Raw genomic sequence first — 14,395 nt, 5'->3', positions numbered from 1 at the left:
GACGTATCTTCACGACGATGCAGTCTAGATAGACGATAGGATAAACACTGCTCAGCGGCCGGTTCTGCCAAGCAGTGATGTCCTCTAATATGTTATCGGTGACTCTTGAGACAAGAGAGCTTGAGATATCGACATCGTAGAGCTCTTTAATGCTCTCTACGATCTCAGTGGTGGTTTGACCCTTGGCGTAAAGGAAGATGATCTTGTCATCAAGGCCTGAGATACGAGTTTGATGCTTGCGCACGAGTGTAGGTTCAAAGTCACCATGACGGTCTCTTGGGGTGGATATCTCAAGATCGCCTGTGTCACTGCGGACGGTCTTTTTAGTATGCCCATTGCGTTTATTTGGCTTATCTGCTTTCTCATGCTTAGGGTAGCCAAGATGGTCTTCCATCTCAGCTTCCAAGGCAGTATCGATAAAAGATTGCATGAGCTGCTTTTGAAAGTCTTTGATGTCATCGAAGCTTTTCATGCTACCAGCCATTTGCTCAGCCAGTTTCTTGATGTCAGTTTGGTTAGTCATTGCTTATTCTCCTGTTAGTGGATTATAAGCAGTTACACAGTTTTTAGGAAACTCCCATCTAGCCTTTCTATTTGTATAATATCTAATGGCTAATCTTTTCTGTCAGTACACCCATGCTATAAAGTACATAGGCAATCACGGTTAATGCGACGATAAATGGAGTAAGCATCCAAATCACAATATTGATTAAAAGTGATGGTAGCAATCCATTGAACAATTCAATATCTGGTGCGAAAAAATCGGTCATGACATCGACTGCACGCTTAGCAATAGGGAATAGCAAGGTGCTAAAAGCTAACACATAAATGTACTTACTAAATCCAGGGTCACTCATGACTACCATAAAGTAGAACACTGTAAAAAAAGTAATGCCAAGTGCCCAACATTTGAGAGTGTAGCTTAAACGAATCATGTTATCTCCTCCCTAAGTTTTCTATTGATCGCTTTACATCGATCGTACGCAGAATAAAGCTACTCCCATACATTCATTTTTTTAAATATATATAATATGTTATAATACGAATATATAGTCGAGTCAACCAATTTTTCTATTTATTTAAAATACTCTATAAATCATTCAATTTAAAAATGAAGTTTTTTGAGGAAGAATTTCATAGATATAATAGAAAGTAGCCTAAGCGAGTTAAATTTATTCTATTAAAAAATAAGATTATAACTACAACTCGTTACTCGGGCTCAGACCAAAAAACCGCTTATATTCTCGGCTAAATTGACTAGGGCTTTCGTAGCCTACTTGCATCGCTATTTGTGATATTTGCGCCCCATGCATCTTAATTAAGCGTCTGGCTTCTATTAAACGTAAGCTTTTCTGATACTGTAGCGGACTCAGCTGGGTTATTTCTTTAAAGTGCTGATGGAACCCTGAGACACTCATGCCGCACCTACTAGCCAAGCTCTCAACCATAATAGGTTCATCTAGATGTGCCTTTATCCAGTCAGTCGCTTGAGCAATGCGGTGTGTATGGCTACCGCTAACGACCAATTGCTTAAGTTTGTTGCCTTGCTCAGCCAAGAGTAGGCGATAGTATATTTCTTGTTGAATTAAAGAAGACAGAAAATCAATATCGTTTGGATAATTAAGCAAGCGTATCAATCGATCAAACGCGTCCATTATGGTGTCATCTAGGTGCCACTTTATCCCTAAATGGCTGCCTGCCATTGGTTGTGTGGTCGGTAGCTGCGCTAATACATCTCTAATCATGGCTAAATCTAATTTCATTGATAAAACAATGACAGGGTTTTTTATCGAAGCGTGCTTGATATGCATACTTAGCGGTATATTAACTGGACAGAACATCAAGTTACTATTGTCAAACCTTTGACAGTCAGCACCCAAATAAATCTCGCGTTCTCCCTGCAATACAATACAAATACTTGGCTCTTGAATATAGCTTACGGCTTTGCTTGGTTTGTCCGCGCAGTAAAAGAACAAGCCTGAAACAGCGGACTCGATGGTTTTATTTCTAGGTAGTACGGTAAGAAGTTGGGCAATAGTCGTTTGATTCATCACGAGTGCTTATTTTATAGAGTTGCCTGATAGTATAAATATTTGTAGGATTAGGCAAGAGTTATAGAGGTTTGTTCTAACGTATAAATGCAGAGGATTCTATAATAATCTCATCGCAACAGCGTAAGTACGACCTCTAATAATATGAAACAAGGAATAATTACTCATGAAAATATTTTATAAAACGCGTGCAACCGCTACTGGTGGACGTTCTGGCCATACTGGATTAGACGATGGTTCTTTAGGATTTGACTTGGTATCTTTTCAAGAGCAAGACAAAGAAGGCGTGAATCCAGAACAGCTTTTTGCCATGGGTTACGCGGCTTGTTTTGATAGCGCTTTGAGCATGACTGCACAGCACATGAAATTGCCTGTTACCGCTTCAAAAACCTCTGCGCAAGTAGGTATCGGTATGAAAGCTGACGGTAGCTACAACCTAGAGATAGAGCTGTCTGTAGAAGTATCAGGTATTGATGAAGCGCAGGCGCAGCAGTTGATCGAAGCTACGCATCAGGTGTGCCCGTATTCTAATGCTACTCGCGGCAATGTCGATACTCGTCTAGAAGTTACTGTTGCTTAAATGCTGTTGTTCAACGACTGTTGACCGTAGACTAGCAATATTAAAATAATAACTCGAATATAAAACGCCTCGATTTATAAGAGTCGGGGCGTTTTATGTTGTCTGGTAGAATCATAAGCTGGAACTTTTTCTGAGCAGTTTAGCTAATGATAGGTTGTTAATAGCATTATTTTATACCGGTACTTTTTTATTTAAGGTAAACACCAAGACCGCGCCCAAAATGACCGTACTTGCGATAATAAAGGGCATAGTTAACTGCTCAGATAAAAATATCACACCTAGCAACGCAGCAATCACAGGGACACATAGCTGAACGATAGCGGCTTGTGTGTTTTTCAATAGTGGCATCGCTGTATACCAGATACTATAGCCCAACCCTGAGGCGATCGCTCCGGATGCACAGGCGAGTAGTACACCTTCAATGGTAATACCATCCAAATTGATATTTTTCAAACCTAAGTCATCTAGATACGTCATACCTACCAGTAGTAGTATAGGCACAGCGACTAAACTACGCACAAAATTAAACCCTGTCGCTCGCAGCGGTGAGACACATGATTTGCCGCGTATACTATATACTCCCCAAGCTATGCCGCTCATAGCCACTAACGCTGCAGCCAATGGTGACGGTATGGCAGCGGATGGCAACATCAGATATACAAACCCCGCCACTGCAACGACAAACGCTAACCATTGTAGCGCGCTGAGCTGTTCTTTTTTATAGATACCCCAGCCAATCATCGTCAGCTGAACCGCTGAAAACAAAATCAATGCCCCAGTGCCAGTATCCAGCTCTACATACGCAATTGAAAAGCACAGCGCATAAATCACCAAGCTGAGACTACTTAACCAACTGCCTTTGTCATTTAATATAGCGTGGACAGTAGATTCGTCATGATTGGGCGTTTGGCGTTGCAGTCTGTAAGCATGTATAGCCATGATAACGCCTAGACAGGCCGTCGCACTCACTAGCCTGATGATGGTAAAGCTCCAAGCATCGATGTAGCCTTCCGCCAATGCCATTCGGCAAAACAGGGAGTTTGCAGCAAAGGCGATTAACGCAATAATGGTATAAATAGTGGCTTTCAAAAGTAATTCCTACAATGAATAAATGGCACAAAACAGGCAAACATAGGATTTTAGTTTTAGGTCTTAAGATACGCTGTTATAACGAACGTTTATTCTTAGCAAAGATAATAGATTTATAACTGATTAATCTAATCTATAGCCGTTTCACAAGACAGGATATTTTGTCGTACTTATGGCAAAAAGTCTCTTTTAAATCAGAATAACGATAGTTGTATTGACGATAAGGTCTAAAAATAGGGATGATGTGCTTCGCGTCAAATGAACTATTAGAACAACACTCATGAAACACAATAATTAGATAAATAAATAGGAAAGATAGTATGAATTGGGCAAGTATTTTTATTTATGACACAACTTGGTGGTTTGCCGTAGAAATTTTAATACGTGTCACTGTCATGTTTGTATTAATTATCACATTTTTGCGATTCACTGGTAAGCGCGGCGTTCGTCAGCTTTCTATTTTTGAGTTAACCATCATTTTATCGTTAGGCTCTATCGCAGGTGATCCCATGTTCACCGAAGACCTGCCTATTATCCAAGCGGTATTAATCATGGGTACGGTCATTTCACTTTATAGGCTCTGTACTTGGGCGATGATGAAGTTCCAGCCTTTTGAGGACCTGCTAGAGGGGCGCTCAATGTATATTGTAGAAGATGGCATGCTGGTGCTTGATAAGATTAAACAGGGGGAAATGTCACATGATGAGTTTTTTGCTGAAATGCGCCAACAAGGGGTTGAGCATTTAGGTCAAGTGCGTACCGGTTTGCTCGAGACTGATGGCAATTTTAGTATTTTATTGCACACCTCTGAAAAGACAGACTACGGTATGCCGCTTTTCCCTAAGCAATATCGACCGGTCGAGCAAGTAGAAGCAGGGGTTTATTATGCTTGTATGTATTGCGGTTACGTCGATGAAATATCTGACCCCAATCATTGTTGTCCGCGCTGTGAGGATAATTGCAATAATTGGGCTAAAGCGTTAAACAATCATATCGTCAAATAATATAACGATTAGCTGCCTTAGCTCAGTTGATAAACTAAGGCAGCCAAGTGCTTTTTTCCTTTAAATTGCCAGCTCAAAATATACTATCTACTACCAGTTTGTCTGACTTGTTTTATACAGCGCATGGCTCTCATCATTTATGTCACTTTATACCAGTCAAGTTTGCGAGTCATCACCATCACGCAGGCAAGTATCACAAAGCAGAATATCGCACCCAGTAATAGATTGAGATCTTCTGTACTTAAAATACCGAAAAACGCAGCATATAGTCCAGCAAGCGTTGCGGTAAAGATTAAAGCCCGTTTGAAACCGCCAAATACATAGTAGCTATACCAGCCAATAAGCCCAACACAAGCACTGGCTGCTACCATATAGGCTTGCCAAAATGCGATTTGTTCTGCAAGCGGCAGTAATAAGATATAAAAGACAAATAGTGCGCAGCCGACTAACAGATACTGAATAGGGTGGATGCGACTTGATTTGAGCACTTCAAATAAAAAGAAAGTACCAAACGATACCAACATTAATAACAAGGCGTACTTCATGGCTCGTTCAGTTTGTAGATAGACATCGTTGGGGCTCGCAAAACTAACGCCAAAGCTGTTTAGCAGAACACTTTGATTACTACCAGCTACTGCTGCACTGTCTGTCGTCGGATTTCTTGATGCCTCAAACGAATTAGGATTGTACGAATGACTATCGGTATTGAGCGTTGATTCACTTATGACAGTACATTGGTGGTTAGGCGCGCTGAGACATTGAGAAAGGTATTGGTTATTGGCAACGGTTAGATACTGATTTTGCCAACTGGCATCGAATCCTACAGCGGTAATGCTCTTGGTATTTGGTAACGCTTTACCGATGAAGTTTGGAGTCTGCCAGTCACTGTGCATAGATAGAGTAAAGTTCTGCCCAGTTGGGACAGTCGTTAAATTACTAATGCCAACTAATGGTAAGTCGATCACAATATTGAGCGCTTGATTGTCTCTAGGATTAGATAACTTGCTACTCACCTCTGATTTATTTAGATCTGTATTTATTGAGCCTGCGACAACACGAGGTTCTTTATTCTGCTGGCGAGTAGGGTTTATCAATTGATCCAGTACGTCTTTAGGAATAGCTACTTCAACATAGGTTAAGTTGTCTATCATTGGTATTTGTGGATAGTGTGCTTTTATCGATTTTTGATTGATTGTGATGGTAGGTAGGGTCGCGACACCGCGTAAATCAGATACAGGAATGATAAGTTTAGCTTTATTCCAGTGGATAATCGTTTTGGCCAATGGCGTTTTATCTGTATTGAGAGAGGTAGTGACTGACTCTGAATCGTTGCCAAGGAGGGTTGCTGTTTTGTCTGCATTGTCTGCAGACATATAACTTTGGTCGAATGTCAGCTGACCCTCATAACTAGTGGCACTATAGATACCGCGTTTATAAGTATCTGTGTTTACTTTTAGGTTCTGTGTTGCCTGCGTTTGAGTGGCAAATACCGTCTCGATTTTCGAGTATGATGGTTCGCATTTACCCTTTATATTTGGTGTATCTGACTGACATGCCGATGTGACTGTCGTAGGAATGGCGATAAATGGGTTAATGACTTCTTGTGGATTGACATGCTGTTGGGTGATTTCTTTTATCACTGACTCTGCGTAGTATTGCCTCTCGTATATAATATCGCTAATCATGGTGAGTCCGATTGAACAGACAATACACAGTCCTATAATGATGGATAATTTCGTCAATAATGTTTTTTGCATGTGGTCGCCTCCTAAATGTCTTTAATCCACAGCTGCCGAGATAGCAGACTGTGGCTTTAAAAGACATCATAGAGAGGGCATAACGAGAAGATGTGCAGGAAATATGGAAAAACAGTGAAAGGGCGAAAGTTGATATTTTCGGATAACTACTTTCAAGTGTTAATGCTTTTTTGTATCGCCAACGACTTTATCCATAATAGCGAATAACAAGCCAGACAATACAAAGGTCATATGAATAATAACCTTCCACATGAGTTTGTCGGCATCAAGTTCACTCATTCCGCTAGAGATATCCATAAAGGATTTCAAAAGGTCAATTGCCGAGATAGCGACGATCGCTCCGATGACTTTGAGCTTTAGACCCGAAAAGTCCACTTTGCCCATCCAGCTAGGACGATCATCATGGGTGCCAGTATCGATTTTTGAGACAAAAATCTCATAGCCACTGAATATAATGATAAGCAGTAAACTGGCAACTAGAGAGATATCAACCAATACCAATATATCTACAATCACACTGGCTTCAGAAGCCGTCAGAATGTCAGCAAACATGTGCCATAGTTTTTGGACAAACTTAATAAATAATAAAATAATGCCTAGCACTAATCCTAGATAAAAAGGCGCCAGTATCCAGCGGCTATTAAATATGGTTTTTTCTAAATAAAGCTCAAACTTCTTTAGCATGGGTATCTCTTAGGTTTCAAATACAAAAAAGTTTTAAAGACAAGAACGTCTTAAAGACACAAATATGAATAATTTTTTGGGTATAGCTATTTAGCTTTAGTCAGGCGATATATTATCTATATTAGCGAGCTGCGCTACTACTTGCTGAACGCGCGCTTTTCTATCGCCACTAATGCGTTGAAATGGTTTTTGATGCTTGCTTAATTGACTGGCGAAATAGTCGCTTATCTCATCGCGTTGGTGTGGACTGTCTCGCAAGTCATCAGCCACCCATGGCGTATCAACCTCAGTCAATAATATCAAATCATAGTGATGCGCCAACGCTGCTTGCTCAAGGGTCGTAGGGCAGTCGCCATAATACCAATAAGAATAAACCATCAGCTCAAACAAACTGGTATCGCAAAACAAATAATGACTGGCATTAGACGACTGAGCGACTTGTTTGGCTAAGGTATTCTCTAGTGTAACCTGCCCCTGTGCGATAGGGAGCAGATCTTCCCACGTACAAGTCAGCTGCTCATCATCCCACTTTGCCTGTAAGTAGGTGCGCATGTATTCTGACACCCAAGGAGTATCAAAATGCTCGGCCAAATCACGACATAAGGTCGTCTTACCCGTACTTTCTGCCCCTAAAACCGCGACGTTGATGACAGATTTAGGCGTATGCTGCTCGAGGTTGTACACGGTAGCGTCGTTGCCATTCATAGTATGCCCAGATTGCGATAAGAGTGAAGACTACATATTGTAGCGCGGTAAAAGTAAAACCTTTATAGAAGTATAGTGGTACCGATATCGCATCAGCGATGATCCAGAGTATCCAATGCTCGATTTTGCGCCGTGCCATGAGCCACATTGCCATCAAAAATAAAGCGGTAGTGAGCATGTCAGTATAATCGACCCAAGTAAATAAATGGAGTCCAAGTACCGCACCGTCTAGGCTAAAGCCATTATTAATCACTGGACGGAAGTAATAAACCAATCCTACAAAAGCTATCGTTCCTGCTGCCAAAGCAGATAGTATCGGGATGTCACCTGCATGCAAATGCTCAATACGGACATTATTGGCATTTGACTGCTTGTGCTCAACAGACTGGTTTTTCTTATTCTTTGACCAGTTAATCCAGCCATACAAGCTCATCACGGTATAGTAAGCATTGATGAACATATCGCCAAACAGTTGCCATTTCCACAGTAGGTACACAAATATAGCAGTACTGACCAGACCGATAGGGAAAACTAGGATATTGGTTTTGCTGGCGAGTAAGACACTTGCTATGCCGAAGACAACGGCAATCAGTTCAAGAATGATGAATATCGTAGAGTAGTCAGCGTATTGACCAAATAACCAGTTGAGAAGTTCTGCCATTAGCATTCCTAAGTATGAGCGTGTATCAATGTTCTGAATAATTAAGATAGTTCGATGAATAGTACAGACCAAAATGATACCAATTATAACGTAGCTATCGCAAAAGGACGGCAGTCTTTGCTAATTTATGGCAAGAAACAGATTATTTGTAACAAAGTATTAGAAAAATTATAATATTCAGGCATAATAAACACACTGATTTTAAGTTTACAGTTATTCACTGAATTTGAATGGCTATTATTTTTCCACTTTTATGCTTATTCCAAGCACCACAGTAGTAGACAAGGAAGCTTATCATGACGACTTGTATCACAGGCACTGGTCTTTATATCCCACCTTACAGCATTAGTAACGAAGAGCTAGTTGAGTCATTTAACCAGTATGTTGAAAACTATAATACCGAACATGCTGAAGAGATAGCTGCAGAGACAGTGACGGCACTTGAGCCTTCTTCAGCTGCCTTCATCGAAAAAGTATCTGGTATCAAATCACGTTATGTGATGGAAAAAGAAGGTATCTTAAATACTGAAATCATGGCGCCAGTTATCCCTTACCGCAACTTGGGCGAAGAGTTGTCAGTCATGGCCGAAATGGGTGCAGCAGCACTGAGAGACGCTTTGGCTGATGCTGGACTTGAGGCCAACGACTTAGATGGTATCATCCTTGCTTGCTCAAACTTCCAACGTACTTATCCTGCGGTTGCCATCGAAATCCAAAACGAAATTGGTATGATTGGCGGCTTTGCTTATGATATGAACGTTGCGTGTAGTGCGGCGACGTTTGGTCTGTCACAAGCACATGGTTCTATCATCTCTGGTTTGGCCAAGCGTATTGCTGTGGTCAACGTTGAGATTACCTCAGCGCATCTAAACTGGCGCAACCGTGACAGCCACTTTATCTTCGGTGATGTAGCGACTGCGTCTATCGTAGAAGATCTAGACACGCCAAAAGGCTATGAGATTCTAAACTCTAAACTGTTTACTCAGTTTTCGACCAACATCAAAAACGAATATGGCTTTATGGATCGCTCAGAGTATCTAGCAGCACAGACTGAAATGTATCCAGATATCAAAGCACCGGTCACTGACAAGCTGTTTTTGCAAAACGGTCGTAAAGTATTCCGTGAAGTCTGTCCGAAAGTGTCAGAGATTATCACTGAGCACTTGCAAGAAAACGACATCCCAACATCTGATGTTAAGATGATGTGGTTGCATCAAGCCAATGCCAATATGTTGGATTTGATTCTACGTACCGTGGTTGGTAAAGATGCCGATAAATCGATTGCTCCGAGTGTTATTGCTGAATTTGCCAATACTAGCTCAGCGAGTCCTATGATTGTATTCCATCGCCACAAAGATGACTTAGTATCAGGCGATCTGGGCGTTATTTGCTCATTTGGTGCAGGTTACTCTATTGGATCGGTCTTAGTTCGCAAGGTCTAATACTTTGACTACTTGTTTTGATAAAAATAGCTAAGAATATTCTTAGCTATTTTTTTGTCTGTTGTTTTTGCTATTGAAATTAAGCTGTGACATCTAAATATAAACAGAGATGTTGGAGAAGATAACATCGAGATTACCGACAATATCAACAAGAATGATTAGAGGTTTTAATTTACCCCAAAAAATTTGCTATAATCACGGGCTTATTCCTCTTATCTAATTAAAAGTCCTTTTATGAAAGAATCCTTACGCCTGCGTTTAGACCAGATGGTAGACCGTTATGAAGAGGTCACCGCTTTATTATCAGATCCTAGTGTCATTAGTGATAATAATAAGTTCCGTGAATTGTCTGTTGAGCACAGCGACTTGATGGAGATCACGACGCTGTGGCAAAACTACGTGGGTGCAGAAACGGATCAGGCTGATGCAGAAGCGATGCTAGCCGATGCAACAGATCCTGACATGAAAGAGATGATGATCGATGAGATTGAGAGTGCGCGTGATACCATCGTAGAGATGGAAGAAGCGCTTAATCTGATGATGCTACCAAAAGATCCTAACGATAAAGTACCAGCATTTTTAGAGATTCGTGCAGGGACAGGTGGCGATGAAGCAGCGATTTTCTCTGGTGACTTGTTCCGTATGTACCAAAAATACGCGCAGAGCCAAGGCTGGACACTAGAAGTGCTCTCTGCAAATGAAGGTGAGCATGGCGGTTATAAAGAAATCATCACTCGTGTATCTGGCAATAGTGTATATGGTCGTCTAAAGTTTGAATCAGGCGCTCACCGCGTACAGCGTGTCCCTGAAACCGAGAGCCAAGGTCGTGTGCATACGTCAGCTTGTACGGTTGCGGTCATGCCGGAAGTTGAGATTGATGATACCGTCGATATCAATCCTGCTGATATCAAAATGGATACTTTCCGCTCAAGCGGCGCTGGTGGTCAGCACGTGAACACCACTGACTCTGCCGTACGTTTGACACACATTCCGACAGGTACCGTGGTAGAGTGTCAGCAAGAGCGTAGCCAACACAAAAACCGTGCGCATGCTATGAAAATGCTGGTCTCTAAAATTCAACAAGCCAAAGTGCAAGCACAGGTCGATGTGGCGGACTCTATACGTCGTGACTTGGTCGGTAGTGGCGATCGCTCTGAGCGTATCCGTACCTATAATTTTCCACAAGGTCGTATGACCGATCACCGTATCAACCTTACCTTATACAAGCTTGATTCCATTATGGAAGGCGACTTGGACGAGATTCTTGATGCACTACTGCGTGAGCATCAGGCTGATTTGATGGCCAGTATCGGTGGCAATGACTAGTAGCTAGTCTTTAAGAGTACCAGTAGTTTTATCGTTTTTATCACCATGTCTGTTCTTATAATAATAAGTATTGATTTAATTTTTCTGTTTTCGTTTATCCATTTAATTACCTAAAAATATTGAGAGTGTTATGTCAAAGCACAATAATCAGAACCAAGATCAAACCCCAGTCGTAGAAGATGCTAACGAGCTAATCGCACAACTGCAAGCCAAGCTAGATGATATCAGTGCTTCAGGTAAACAGCCGTATCCTAATACGTTCAAACGCACTGATTATGCGCAAGACTTACAGACGGCTTTTGATGGTGTCTCAAAGCAGGAAATTGAAGAAAAAGCAGCAAATGGTGAAAAAACACAGGTCAACGTGGCAGGTCGAGTCATGCTCAACCGTGGTTCGTTCATCGTGATTCAAGACATGACAGGCCGTATTCAGCTATATGTAGCACGTAAAGAGCTTGATGAGGAAACGCGTGCAAGCATCAAATCACTAGATTTGGGTGACATCGTTGGTGTATCAGGCTATATCGGTCGCTCAGGTAAAGGCGATTTGTATGTGCATATTGAAGAAATTACGCTACTGACCAAATCATTACGTCCAATGCCAAACAAATTCCATGGTTTGGCTGATGTAGAAGCGCGCTATCGTAATCGTCATCTTGATTTGATGACCAATGAGACGACTCGCAATACCTTTATGGTTCGTAGTCAGATCGTGAGTGGTATTCGTCAATTTATGCTTAATGAGCGTTTTATGGAAGTTGAAACGCCAATGATGCATCCGATACCAGGCGGCGCAGTAGCCCGTCCGTTTGAGACACATCATAATGCATTAGACATGCCTTTATATCTACGTATCGCGCCTGAGCTTTATCTTAAGCGTCTGGTTGTTGGTGGGTTTGAGCGCGTATTTGAGATTAACCGTAGTTTCCGTAACGAAGGCGTTTCAACCCGTCATAACCCTGAATTCACCATGATTGAGTTCTATCAAGCCTACGCTGATTATCATGACTTGATGGATTTGACTGAGCGTCTGTTTAATCAGTTAGCAATAGATGTGCTAGGCACAACAGAGCTGACCTATCAAGAAGAAGCCATTAGCCTAAAAGCACCATTTGCTCGTCTATCAATGTCTGATGCGATTGCAAAATATGCTGAAAACTTTGATATGACACGTATCAATGATCGTGAATACCTAGCAGAATATGCATCTACGACACTTAAGCAACAAGTCAAAGATGTGTTCGGTGTGGGTAAACTACAAACGATTATCTTTGAAGAAACGGCTGAGCATCAATTACGTCAGCCAACGTTCATTACTGAGTACCCTGCTGAGACTTCACCACTAGCGCGCCGTAGTGATGACAATCCTGAGATTACCGATCGCTTTGAGCTGTTCGTTGGTGGTCGTGAGTTGGCCAATGGTTTTAGTGAGCTTAATGACCCAGCAGACCAAGCCGAGCGCTTCCGTGGTCAGGTTGCTGAAAAAGACGCTGGCGATGATGAAGCCATGCATTTCGATGAAGAGTATATCGAAGCATTGTCTTATGGTCTGCCACCGACAGCTGGTGAGGGTATTGGTATCGATCGTCTAGTAATGCTATTTACCGACTCTGCTAGTATCCGTGATGTGATCTTGTTCCCGCACATGCGCCGCAAACAAGACAGCTAAGATGGGTTTGCTTGCTATAAATCCAAACTGATACTTAACTCAGCATAAAAAGCTTTTGCTCATTTTCACAGAATGGGTATCAGCTTTTTTGTGAAATATCGTTTATAGAGGTATTATGGATATTCAGCAAGCATCATATACGCTATGGCAAAAAATGATTCAGCAATGTTTTTTATCATTGTATGAGTTGCCTGATGACAAAATCACTGACTCTGATCATTTTCAGGGTTATGATTTTGTTTTTGAGTTTTCCGGCGCTACTATTTATTTGCTCGTCAATACCGTCGTGATGCAGGCAACTAAGCAAGAAGTGGATAATGCTAGAGTTCGTGAGTGGAGAAAAGAAGTTGTTAACCAACTTATCAAACGCCACGCTCAGATTTATCAAAAGAACGACAGCCTAATTGTAGATAGAAGTACCGTGACAACTGATAAAACGGTTTATTTTATCGGTTTAACATCATTATCTATCAATCATCAAGAAGATCAATTGGGCCATTTATCTTATGCAGTTGGCTACGAATATGGCAGTCGGTTTTTTGCAGAAGACTGTGTTTTAGACTTAGATGATGAGCAAAATATCCTACAAGTCTTTAGTCATCAAACCTTCGTTGATATCCTCAATCAATTGGTGACGCCAAGTGATTTGACAACCTTTTTAGACTTCCATCGTCGTCAACTATCTAGTTTTGCATCATTTCAAAACGAATCAACATTGCTTAAACAATTTCTACAATCACCGGACTTTCACCAAAGAGCGATTAGGATACAAGAACAGCTAATTGATAGTGAGTTAATTGAGCAAGTTGAACTACGCTTACTTAAAGCAGTAGAGCCGAATCAGACCGTGTATGCCGATGCTTTAATGGCTGAGATGCAAAAAAATACTCGGATGTGGTTCAAGCTGTTTAACAGTGTTCTTGAGCGTTATTATGAAGCGGGTAGACCTTTACCAAATGAGCAGGTTGATATTTTGGTAGATGAGTCAATGTATACCTATGCGTGTCTAGTAGAAAAAATCTTAGCTTATAGAACCATGGATCAAGACTCGCGCTGGAATGGTTATGTCCGTCATGAGCATTCTTATCATGTATTTGGACGCCATTATCTCATGGTGTTTTATGCGCAAGACGATAGCAGTTCACTAAGCGCAGAAAACGTTAGGCGCTCTTATAAAGATTTATTGTCAGATATTAATGTCCAATTACAGGAGCCTGTAATGGACGATTTATTTTTACTGGGCGTAGAGTTTCGGCCATGTGAAGACAGTGTAAACACTGAGGTTTATCTGGATATATTTCATCAAGCAGGTTCATTGATTGATGAAAGTACTCAACGCTTATATGACCGGCTGGCCCAACTTCAAGCTCAGTTATAACCTAAACATAGTATGATTCATTAACCCGACGCTCCCTCTATATTTGTAT

14 protein-coding genes are annotated in these 14,395 nt (G+C 41.3%); 6 read left to right on the top strand and 8 right to left on the bottom strand.

All coding sequences use genetic code 11. The features are described 5' to 3' along the window. From JMX63_RS11720 to JMX63_RS11710, 3 genes are all read right to left on the bottom strand, one after another. The coding region (locus JMX63_RS11720) for a transposase (RefSeq protein WP_201572538.1) at positions 1-523 on the bottom strand (523 nt) is incomplete at its 3' end. A gap of 82 nt (positions 524-605) precedes the next feature. Beyond that, positions 606-857, bottom strand: a complete 252-nt coding sequence (locus JMX63_RS11715; RefSeq protein ID WP_201572536.1) for a hypothetical protein — start codon at positions 855-857, stop codon at positions 606-608. 342 nt (positions 858-1,199) lie between these two features. Next, positions 1,200-2,051 carry an AraC family transcriptional regulator gene (locus JMX63_RS11710; protein WP_201572535.1) on the bottom strand — a complete coding sequence of 284 codons (852 nt, stop codon included), beginning with the start codon at positions 2,049-2,051 and terminating at the stop codon, positions 1,200-1,202. A 166-nt stretch (positions 2,052-2,217) separates the two neighbouring features. Between JMX63_RS11710 and JMX63_RS11705 the strand changes: the two genes are divergently transcribed. After that, entirely contained in the window at positions 2,218-2,631 is a 414-nt protein-coding gene (locus JMX63_RS11705) for an organic hydroperoxide resistance protein (RefSeq protein ID WP_101204365.1), read from the top strand. Between the two features lie 171 nt (positions 2,632-2,802). Here JMX63_RS11705 and JMX63_RS11700 read toward each other — a convergent pair whose 3' ends face one another. Continuing rightward, positions 2,803-3,720, bottom strand: coding sequence for a DMT family transporter (locus JMX63_RS11700; RefSeq protein ID WP_201572533.1), 918 nt, complete (start codon positions 3,718-3,720; stop codon positions 2,803-2,805). Positions 3,721-4,040: 320 nt separating this feature from the next. Between JMX63_RS11700 and JMX63_RS11695 the strand changes: the two genes are divergently transcribed. Then, positions 4,041-4,724 carry a DUF421 domain-containing protein gene (locus tag JMX63_RS11695; RefSeq protein WP_101204363.1) on the top strand — a complete coding sequence of 228 codons (684 nt, stop codon included), beginning with the start codon at positions 4,041-4,043 and terminating at the stop codon, positions 4,722-4,724. A gap of 137 nt (positions 4,725-4,861) precedes the next feature. On the opposite strand, the gene creD is transcribed toward JMX63_RS11695, so the two are convergent. From creD to pnuC, 4 genes are all read right to left on the bottom strand, one after another. Next, a complete protein-coding gene (creD, locus tag JMX63_RS11690) occupies positions 4,862-6,481 on the bottom strand; it encodes a cell envelope integrity protein CreD (RefSeq protein WP_201572531.1) in 1,620 nt (539 codons plus the stop codon). Between the two features lie 159 nt (positions 6,482-6,640). Then, positions 6,641-7,165 carry a TIGR00645 family protein gene (locus JMX63_RS11685; protein WP_102093027.1) on the bottom strand — a complete coding sequence of 175 codons (525 nt, stop codon included), beginning with the start codon at positions 7,163-7,165 and terminating at the stop codon, positions 6,641-6,643. A gap of 96 nt (positions 7,166-7,261) precedes the next feature. Beyond that, a complete protein-coding gene (locus JMX63_RS11680; protein ID WP_228153160.1) occupies positions 7,262-7,849 on the bottom strand; it encodes an AAA family ATPase in 588 nt (195 codons plus the stop codon). Then, positions 7,821-8,531 carry a nicotinamide riboside transporter PnuC gene (pnuC, locus tag JMX63_RS11675; RefSeq protein ID WP_201572529.1) on the bottom strand — a complete coding sequence of 237 codons (711 nt, stop codon included), beginning with the start codon at positions 8,529-8,531 and terminating at the stop codon, positions 7,821-7,823. Before pnuC ends, JMX63_RS11680 begins: the two co-directional genes overlap by 29 nt. A 296-nt stretch (positions 8,532-8,827) precedes the next feature. Here pnuC and JMX63_RS11670 point away from each other — a divergent pair, with 296 nt between their 5' ends. The 4 genes from JMX63_RS11670 to JMX63_RS11655 all read left to right on the top strand — a co-directional run bounded on the left by JMX63_RS11670 (position 8,828) and on the right by JMX63_RS11655 (position 14,346). Further along, on the top strand, positions 8,828-9,973 hold the full coding sequence (locus JMX63_RS11670; RefSeq protein ID WP_201572527.1) for a beta-ketoacyl-ACP synthase III: 1,146 nt from the start codon (positions 8,828-8,830) through the stop codon (positions 9,971-9,973). A gap of 234 nt (positions 9,974-10,207) precedes the next feature. Further along, positions 10,208-11,299: a peptide chain release factor 1 gene (gene prfA / locus JMX63_RS11665; RefSeq protein WP_057760300.1), complete on the top strand. Its 1,092-nt coding sequence runs from the start codon at positions 10,208-10,210 to the stop codon at positions 11,297-11,299. A gap of 130 nt (positions 11,300-11,429) precedes the next feature. Beyond that, positions 11,430-12,968: a lysine--tRNA ligase gene (gene lysS, locus JMX63_RS11660; protein ID WP_102090341.1), complete on the top strand. Its 1,539-nt coding sequence runs from the start codon at positions 11,430-11,432 to the stop codon at positions 12,966-12,968. Positions 12,969-13,083: 115 nt separating this feature from the next. Then, positions 13,084-14,346, top strand: a complete 1,263-nt coding sequence (locus tag JMX63_RS11655) for a hypothetical protein (RefSeq protein WP_201572525.1) — start codon at positions 13,084-13,086, stop codon at positions 14,344-14,346. Positions 14,347-14,395: the final 49 nt, after the last annotated feature.

This window comes from Psychrobacter nivimaris (assembly GCF_904846365.1).
Lineage (GTDB): Bacteria > Pseudomonadota > Gammaproteobacteria > Pseudomonadales > Moraxellaceae > Psychrobacter > Psychrobacter nivimaris_B.
This window is presented reverse-complemented; position numbering and strand designations above follow the sequence as displayed.